At 62.5% G+C, this 7,596-nt stretch carries 12 protein-coding genes; 3 read left to right on the top strand and 9 right to left on the bottom strand.

All coding sequences use genetic code 11. The features are described 5' to 3' along the window. Window positions 1–81: 81 nt before the first annotated feature. From ndk to rpl7ae, 4 genes are read right to left on the bottom strand one after another with little or no spacing between them, the layout of a single operon-like run. On the bottom strand, window positions 82–543 hold the full coding sequence (gene ndk, locus ACI944_RS09365; RefSeq protein WP_411718780.1) for a nucleoside-diphosphate kinase: 462 nt from the start codon (window positions 541–543) through the stop codon (window positions 82–84). Further along, the gene (locus ACI944_RS09360; protein ID WP_411718779.1) at window positions 544–912 is read right to left on the bottom strand and encodes a 50S ribosomal protein L24e; all 369 of its coding nucleotides are present in this window, start codon (window positions 910–912) and stop codon (window positions 544–546) included. Continuing rightward, complete coding sequence (locus tag ACI944_RS09355) at window positions 912–1,136, bottom strand: 30S ribosomal protein S28e (protein WP_410320402.1); 225 nt, start codon at window positions 1,134–1,136, stop codon at window positions 912–914. The genes ACI944_RS09360 and ACI944_RS09355 overlap by 1 nt, the downstream gene beginning before the upstream one ends. 10 nt (window positions 1,137–1,146) lie before the next feature. Continuing rightward, complete coding sequence (rpl7ae, locus tag ACI944_RS09350) at window positions 1,147–1,509, bottom strand: 50S ribosomal protein L7Ae (RefSeq protein ID WP_411718778.1); 363 nt, start codon at window positions 1,507–1,509, stop codon at window positions 1,147–1,149. 342 nt (window positions 1,510–1,851) lie between these two features. Between rpl7ae and dpsA the strand changes: the two genes are divergently transcribed. Further along, window positions 1,852–2,397, top strand: a complete 546-nt coding sequence (dpsA, locus tag ACI944_RS09345; RefSeq protein WP_411718777.1) for a DNA starvation/stationary phase protection protein DpsA — start codon at window positions 1,852–1,854, stop codon at window positions 2,395–2,397. A gap of 9 nt (window positions 2,398–2,406) precedes the next feature. Here dpsA and ACI944_RS09340 read toward each other — a convergent pair whose 3' ends face one another. Next, complete coding sequence (locus ACI944_RS09340) at window positions 2,407–2,544, bottom strand: hypothetical protein (RefSeq protein WP_411718776.1); 138 nt, start codon at window positions 2,542–2,544, stop codon at window positions 2,407–2,409. 116 nt (window positions 2,545–2,660) lie between these two features. Between ACI944_RS09340 and ACI944_RS09335 the strand changes: the two genes are divergently transcribed. After that, window positions 2,661–3,380 (top strand): hypothetical protein, encoded by a 720-nt coding sequence (locus ACI944_RS09335; RefSeq protein WP_411718775.1) that lies wholly within the window; start codon window positions 2,661–2,663, stop codon window positions 3,378–3,380. 22 nt (window positions 3,381–3,402) lie between these two features. On the opposite strand, the gene ACI944_RS09330 is transcribed toward ACI944_RS09335, so the two are convergent. Further along, window positions 3,403–3,765, bottom strand: a complete 363-nt coding sequence (locus tag ACI944_RS09330) for an OB-fold domain-containing protein (RefSeq protein ID WP_411718774.1) — start codon at window positions 3,763–3,765, stop codon at window positions 3,403–3,405. After that, the gene (locus ACI944_RS09325) at window positions 3,762–4,916 is read right to left on the bottom strand and encodes a thiolase C-terminal domain-containing protein (RefSeq protein WP_411718773.1); all 1,155 of its coding nucleotides are present in this window, start codon (window positions 4,914–4,916) and stop codon (window positions 3,762–3,764) included. The genes ACI944_RS09330 and ACI944_RS09325 overlap by 4 nt, the downstream gene beginning before the upstream one ends. Window positions 4,917–5,021: 105 nt before the next feature. Between ACI944_RS09325 and ACI944_RS09320 the strand changes: the two genes are divergently transcribed. After that, on the top strand, window positions 5,022–6,206 hold the full coding sequence (locus ACI944_RS09320) for an ABC transporter ATP-binding protein (RefSeq protein ID WP_411718772.1): 1,185 nt from the start codon (window positions 5,022–5,024) through the stop codon (window positions 6,204–6,206). A gap of 108 nt (window positions 6,207–6,314) precedes the next feature. Here ACI944_RS09320 and ACI944_RS09315 read toward each other — a convergent pair whose 3' ends face one another. Then, entirely contained in the window at window positions 6,315–7,037 is a 723-nt protein-coding gene (locus ACI944_RS09315; RefSeq protein ID WP_411718771.1) for a GNAT family N-acetyltransferase, read from the bottom strand. Window positions 7,038–7,152: 115 nt separating this feature from the next. Beyond that, window positions 7,153–7,596 (bottom strand): hypothetical protein (locus ACI944_RS09310; protein ID WP_411718770.1); only part of this gene is annotated, 444 nt, incomplete at its 5' end.

Raw genomic sequence — 7,596 nt, 5'->3', positions numbered from 1 at the left:
TTCCCCACGCCGCCGAGAACCGGTGTCGCCTGCCGAACGGCGCGCGGGTTCTCGTAAAGGGAGTGGCGTGTAAAAGTGGCCTTACTCGTACAGCCAGGCTTCGTCGATCCGGTCGTAGTCGTGCAGTTCCTCGTCGTCGAAGAACAGGCCGATCTCGCGCTCGGCGGAGCCCTCCTCGGTGTCCGAACCGTGGATGACGTTTCGGCCGAGGTCGAGCCCGAAGTCGCCGCGGATCGTGCCCGGCGCGGACTCGGCAGGGTCGGTCTCGCCCATCATCGTTCGGACCTGCGCAACCGCGTCTTGGCCCTCCCAGACCATCGCGAAGACCGGCCCCGAGGTGATGAAGCCGGAGAGGTCGTCGAAGAACGGTTTGTCGACGTGTTCTGCGTAGTGTTCGCGCGCGAGTTCGTCGTCAATCTGCATGAACTTGCCGGCGACAAGCTTCAGCCCACGCTCCTCAAACCGCGAGACGATGTCGCCGATTAGACCGCGCTGGACCCCGTCGGGCTTGACCATGACGAAGGTCCGCTCGGTGTCGGCCATCTACGCGTCGACCTCCTCGTCAACCTCGGCCCCCTCGGCTTCCGCCTCGCCGTCGGCCTCGGTTTCGTCGTCGACGGATTCCGCTTCAGTTTCGTCGGCTTCGTCCTCAGTGGCTTCGCTCTCCTCAGCCTCGACATCGGCGTCAGCCGCGTCATCTTCAGTGCCGGCGTCCGTCTCGGCCTCGGTGTCGGCCGCCTCGTCATCGTCGCCGATCCACTCGAGGTCTCTGGCCTCTCTGCCCATTCGGTAGTTCTTTTCGCACTTCGCGTCCGCAAACCAAAGCACCGTGCCGTCGTTCTTGACGTACATCGTACCGGTGCCGGGTTCGATCTCTTGGCCGCTGTAGTCGCAGGTGCGTTCTTGAACCATTATTGTCCTCCGATCGAGTCGGCCTCACGGGCCGTCTCACGAAGCTGTAGCACGTCGCCGACACGGACCGGTCCGAGGACGTTCCGGGCGATAATACGCCCTTGGTTTTCACCCTCCTTGATCCGGCATTTGACCTGCATGGCCTCGCCATGCATGCCGGTCTTGCCGACGATCTCGATTACTTCGGCGGGGGTCGCGCCGTCCCCTTCGTTTTCAGCGCTCATACTCACTCACCTACTGGAGTTCCTCAACCTTCTCGGCGATGGATTCGACGTCGTCGTCCGCCTCGCCAGCATCGACGATGGCGGCGGCGGCGCTGCCGACCTGGAGCCCGGCGGCATGGCCGATATCGTCCTGCGTGCCGACGAAGACGTACGGAACGTCCTTTTCGGTGGCAATCTCAGGCAGGTGCATGACGACCTCCTCGGGGCTGACGTCCTCGGCGACGAAGACGAGCTCGGCGTTGCCGCGCTCGACTGCCTTCGTTGTCTCGTTGGTTCCTTTCTTTACTGAGCCGGTGTCCCGGGCGACCTCAAGCGCCTCGATGGCGTCGTCCTCGAGATCAGCGGGAACGTCGAAATCTACGTATACTGACATTATTGGATCCTCCCACGCGCGGGCTCGCGCTCCCCCGCCGTCGAACGCGGACGGACCGCCGTCGGCCGGCGTCCGCCGGTTCTCCGCACCGAGTCGGTGCGTGTTGAGTCCTGTCGGGCTAGGAGCATCACAACCCCGCGTAGGCTGTACATCTTCGTACTGCGTCACCGCATAAAAGCGCTTATGAACGCCTCCGACCGTGCGAACTGCCCGCAGGCGCCCGGTATCGCGTCTCACCGGTCCCGATCTTAGCCGCCAAAGTGAAATATTATTTTTTGAATCTCGAAATATAATTGTGTTCGTAGAAACATTTAAGTAGCTGCCGGTCGTACCATGTATTGTATGAGCACCCAAGAGACTGTACGCCGTCAGGCTGGAAGCGTCGAGGAGACCGCACTGAAGATCGACTCCGAGAAAGCAGAGCAGATCGTCGATGCGTTGAACACCGACCTCGCGGCGACGTACGTCCTGTACCACCAGATCAAAAAGCACCACTGGAACGTCGAGGGCGCGGAGTTTCTCGATGTTCACGAGTATCTCGGCGAAATCACCGAGGACCTAGAGGAGAGCGCGGACGAACTCGCCGAGCGCGCCCAAGCGATCGGCGGCGTTCCGCTTTCGGGCGGCGCAACCTACGAGGAGTACGCACCTATCGACCCCGAAGGCGATGACGTCTACGACGTTCGAACCTCCATCGAGAACGACATGGAAGCTTTCGGCGTCATCATTGAATCGCTCCGCGACCATATCGGCCTCACGAACGAACTCGGCGACTACGCGAGCGAGGAACTCCTGCGTGACACCCTCGAGACGGTTGAGGAGCACGCCCACCACCTCGAACACTATCTTGAAGACGACACGCTAGTGCTCGAGTCGGCGACAAACTAACGCGCGATCTTAGCGCCGAACCTCGACGGTGAAGTCGGTCGCGATCCATCCGTCGCTGTTGTCCGGCTCGGTGAACACCGACCGATCCGGAGATGTCGCGTGAATCTGGAGCCCGACCGGCTCATCCGCGTCGACAGTAGTTGGCATTACACCCCTCTCAGGATCGACTGATATAAAGTGTTTTGGTGCGCCTAAACCTCAGTCGGGTTGACCGGAACACTGAGGCACCGTACTGTTTTGACTCTCGCCGCCCCACTCCCTGTATGGACGACCGCGAACGTGAGTTGGCCGAGGCGACGGCCGAACTCTCCGAGACGCTCGAAGCGCTCCGGGCGGAACTCGAAGCCCCTCCGGAGGGACCCTTGGGGCTTCCCCGCCCCCCGAGTCCCGGCGAACTCCTCCGGTTTACCGAACAGTACACCATCCCGGCGACCATCGCGCTGTTGGAAGCCGCGATTCGGTCGCTGGAGCTGTTGGCTGCGGCGCTTCGGGTCGCCGATGGCCGACCGATTGAGGCGGCGTCGGGAGGAACGCGATCCGAGACGCTGACCGGGGATCGACTCGCCGCAACGAGTCGTGAAACCCTCCGCCGGCTCGATGGCGCCCTCGCCGAACTCCAGTCGGCCGCCCGGGGCGATCCCTCGAACCCCGAGGTACAGCGGCTGCTCGAGGAGGCACGGGGTCTCAGGGCAGAAGTCGACGACCGCCTCTCGGAGGCGATCGAAGGGGACACATCGCAGTCCGAACGCGATCGTACCGCACAGGGCGGAGGGGAAGAACCGGAGACGCGACCCGATCGGGGAGCCGAACCGGACCGATCATCTCAGGCCGAATCAGACAGCCAGACGGAGCGCGACGACGCGATCGGCATCGATGTCGATGAGGAACTGGCGTCGATCAAGCGGACCGTCGAAGACGGTTCGGAGGAAACCGACGGGGAGAACGGGGATGTCGACGCGCCCGACGACGACGAGGGCCAGTGACCGAACGAGAACCGGTGAACCGCTACTCGAGTGGCTCGAAGCGGTAGCCGTCCCACGACTGGCTTGCGGCGTCGCGGATGCCAGCCCCTGGATCGCGAAGCTCTTCACAGTACACCGGGCGAACTTCGTCACCGATCGACACCTCACCTGTGGTGAGTTGACAGAGCGCCCGAACAGCCTGTCCGTCGATGTCGAACTCGACGATCGCGAGGTGGTTCGGTTCGCGGACCCCCGGCGGTGTTGCGTTCGAGGTCGTCCAAGTGACCACCTCGGCGGCGTGGTCGCTTAGGTCGATCGTCGCGACCGGGTCGTCACCGTTCGGCCCCCGAGGGTGACCCGGATACGTGATGGAGCCGTCCTCGTAGCGGTAGGCCTCCATTGTCATCGTCCGGCCTCCATGACGGTGGTAGTCACGCAGTTTCCGAACCCGCCGACGTTACAGGCCAGGCCGACGTCCGCATCGACCTGTCGTTTGCCCGCCTCCCCAACGAGTTGCTTGTATATTTCGTACCCTTGGGCGACCCCGGAGGCGCCGAGTGGGTGGCCCTTCGATTTCAGCCCGCCGGAGGTGTTGACCGGAAGATCACCGTCAAGCCGAGTCGTTCCCTGTTCGATTTCGCGCCAGGCCTCACCGTTTGGCGCGAAGCCGAGCCCCTCCATCTGGAGAAATTCGAGGATCGTGAACATGTCGTGAAGCTCGGCTACATCGACATCCTCCGGCGCTATATCCGCCATCTCGTAGGCCTCCCTACCGGACTCGACGACGCCGCCCATCGTCGTCGGATCGACGCGCTCGTGAACCACGTGGGTGTCGGTCGCGCCGCCAACACCCGAGACGACGGCGTACTCATCGGTGTACTCCTTCGCAGTCCGCTCCGAACAGAACAGAAGCGCCGCCGAGCCATCGGTTATCGGACAGAAATCGTACAGCCGGAGCGGGTCGGCGACCATCGGCGCTTCCATCGCGGTTTCGACGTCTATCTCCTTTCGGAACTGCGCGTGGGGGTTCCGGACGCCGTTGGCGTGGTTTTTGACCGCGACCTTCGCAAGGCTCTCCCGCGGCGCGTCAAAGCGGTCGAGGTAGAGCCGCGCTGTGAGCCCCGCGAACGACGGCAGCGTCACGCCCTGTTTGTACTCGACCGGGTGGGTCAATGAGGCGATCACGTCGGTCGCCTCACCGGTTGTCCGGTGGGTCATCTTCTCACCGCCGACCAGAAGCGTCATCTCGGAGGCTCCGCTCGCGACGGACTGCCAAGCGGCGTAGATCCCCGCCCCGCCCGAGGCGGAGGTCTGATCGACGCGTTGGGTGTAGGCGGGCACCGCGGCAAGGTCGTGGCCGAGCGCGTTCGGCACACCAGTCTGTCCCTCGAACTCGCCGCTGGCCATGTTCGACACGTAGAGGTGCTCTACCGATTCCGGCGAGACGCCGGCGTCGTCGAGACACGCCGTTCCAGCTTCGGCGAGCAACTCCCGAACCCACGCCTCCCGTTGGCCGAATTCGGTCATCGAGGCGCCGATGACGGCTACGTCTGGCATGGCTACGCTCTCGCCGGGGACCGTCGTAAACGTTCGGTCTTTGCGGGTGGCATCGAACGGAAGGGTTTTTGGTCTACCTAAACAAACTGGGGGTAATGATCGCAGATGCGCCCGGTCGAACGGCGGGAGGTGACGCCGGTGTCCAGTGACGTGCAGGGACGCAGCGCGACCCGGACGTCTCTCTCGACGACCCGAACGGTGCTGGAACTCGACGGACTGGAGAAGTCCTACGACGGGACGAGCATCATTCATGACCTCTCCGTACGCGTTCGAGACGGCGAGTTGCTCACCCTGCTCGGTCCCTCGGGTTGCGGAAAGACCACGACGCTCCGTCTGATCGCCGGACTCGAACGCCCCGATGGCGGGTCCGTCCGGCTCGACGGCACTGCCGTCAGCGGCCCCGAGTTCGTCCCGGCGGAGCGCCGGGACGTCGGTGTCGTTTTCCAGGAGTTCGCGCTGTTTCCACATCTCTCGGCGCGTGAGAACATCGCCTTCGGCATCGAAGAGTGGTCCGAGGCGGAACGCGAGGCGCGTGTCGACGAACTCCTCGAACTCGTCGGGCTCGCTGATCACGGCGAGAAGTCACCCGAGGAACTTTCGGGTGGCCAACAGCAGCGCGTCGCGCTCGCGCGCTCGCTCGCCCCGGAACCGCAACTGTTGTTATTGGACGAGCCCTTCTCGAACCTCGATGTTGACCTCCGTGTCGAGATGCGCGAGGAGGTCCGCGAGATTCTCAAAAAAGCTGGCGTCACGGCCGTCTCGGTTACCCACGATCAAGAGGAGGCGATGTCCATCTCCGACCGGGTTGCGGTGATGAGCGAGGGACAGATCGAACAGATCGGAACCCCTGAAGAGGTGTTCCAACAGCCCGAGTCCAGGTTCGTCGCGGGCTTTCTCGGACACGCGTCGTTCGTCGCAGGGCGGGTCAAAGACGACTGCGTCGAGACCGACGTCGGCTGCGTACCGCTCGACCGCATCCACGGGCTCACCGACGCCTACCACGGTTCCGAGATTGACCTGATGGTCCGGCCGGACGACGTCCGTGCCCGCCCGGCCGACCCCGCCGAGGCGAACGGCGAGGTCGTTCACCGTCGGTATCTTGGGCCGACTGTCCTCTACCGCGTCGAAATCGACTCCGGCGATGTCGTCGGTTGCATGCACAATCACGCCGACAGAGTCTCGCTTGACGATGCTGTCGTCGCAAGCCTTGACGCCGATCACGAACTCGCGTGGTTCCCCCGTGGCGAGCGACGGATGGCCGACGGCGGGACTGAGCGGGACCAACTGTAGTTTCATCTTATATGTCGTTCGCGGTTCACAGAACGGCCTACTATCTGTCACTGCTCACACAACCGCTGACAACCGGCACGGGAACTACGAACGCCTCGGTCAACAAAGTCAAACGTATGCGGCGTCCCACCGCGTCGGCTCCACGTGGTTGTCACATTCCTCACAGAGGAGTTGTCCCGCTGGGTCCATCGACATGACAATCGACTCGCAGTTCCCACAGTAGTAGCTGTAGGGCGTCTCAAGATTCATCTCCTCGTAGACGACGTAGAATGATGCCTTTGAGCCACGTTCAGAGTCCGCGCGGTCGATATACAGTTCATCTCCTTCGACGAGAATCGGTTCGGGGTCCTCGCGATCCTCGTCAAGATAGATGTTTTCGGTGAACTCACGGTCGCCGACCTGGACGGTGCGTTCGCTGACCTTTTTCAGCCCGCAGTGCTCATAGAAGCGATTGCCGTCGGTGTTGATACCCAAAACGAGCCCGCGGATCGTCTCGGCACCGCTCGTCTCGAGATGCTCACGCGTCGCCTCGTAGAGTTTCCGTCCGATTCCCTCTCCGCGGTGGTTTCCGGCGACGTGGATCCAATTAATATCTCCCCGATTGTCGACGAGAACGCTGTCGGAGAACGCGACCGGCTGACCATCCAGCTCGACGACGAGGAGGAGCTCGTCATCGTCCTCGAGACGGTCGACGAAGCTGTCGACGCCGTACCACTGCATGACTGCGCTTTTTATCGTTTGAACGTCGATCCAATACGATGTCTGTAGCGACCACAGCGCGATTGATCGTATCGCCGGACCGTCATTCGTAGTGGCCTCACGGATTTCCATGGCGGCATTTTCTACCGCAAACAAAATAAAATTAACTTTGATTAAATATAGATCGATCGAGAGTCTGCTGTATGGGGTCGTTCGAGCACCGACCCGAGATCCGCCTGAATCGCGTTCACTCGCGCTTCGAGCGCCGCCACAACGCCCGATAGAGCGTCCAGAGATCACACCCACACCGCTCGGCGACAGTCCTGCACGCGCCGAGATACCGTTCGTAGGCGTTCACCGTTAGCAAGTCCGGGTACGACGCTGACAGTTCCTCAGCCGTTTCGAGGGCGGTCCACGCGCGCTCGCCAACCACGAGGTAGGCCTCGGGGTGGATGAAAAACAGCATTGCCGAGGCGACCGGGATATCAACGCCCCCCAATGACCGCAGACTCTTGAGCGCGTTCCGGACGGTCTCAGCACCAACCGCGCCCCCGATGGCCGATCGAACGTCCTCGAAATCGTTTTGCTCAAATGCCGCTTCGGCGTCTCGTCTGTCCGCGTCCGGATAGTCACCGAGAAACCGGCGGTAATGCCATCTGACGATCCACACCACATCGCGCCACCCGTACTC

Source organism: Natronomonas sp., assembly GCF_046710025.1.
GTDB lineage: Archaea > Halobacteriota > Halobacteria > Halobacteriales > Haloarculaceae > Natronomonas.
The sequence above is the reverse complement of the archived record's forward strand: the minus strand, read 5'-3'. Positions and strand labels throughout refer to the sequence as shown.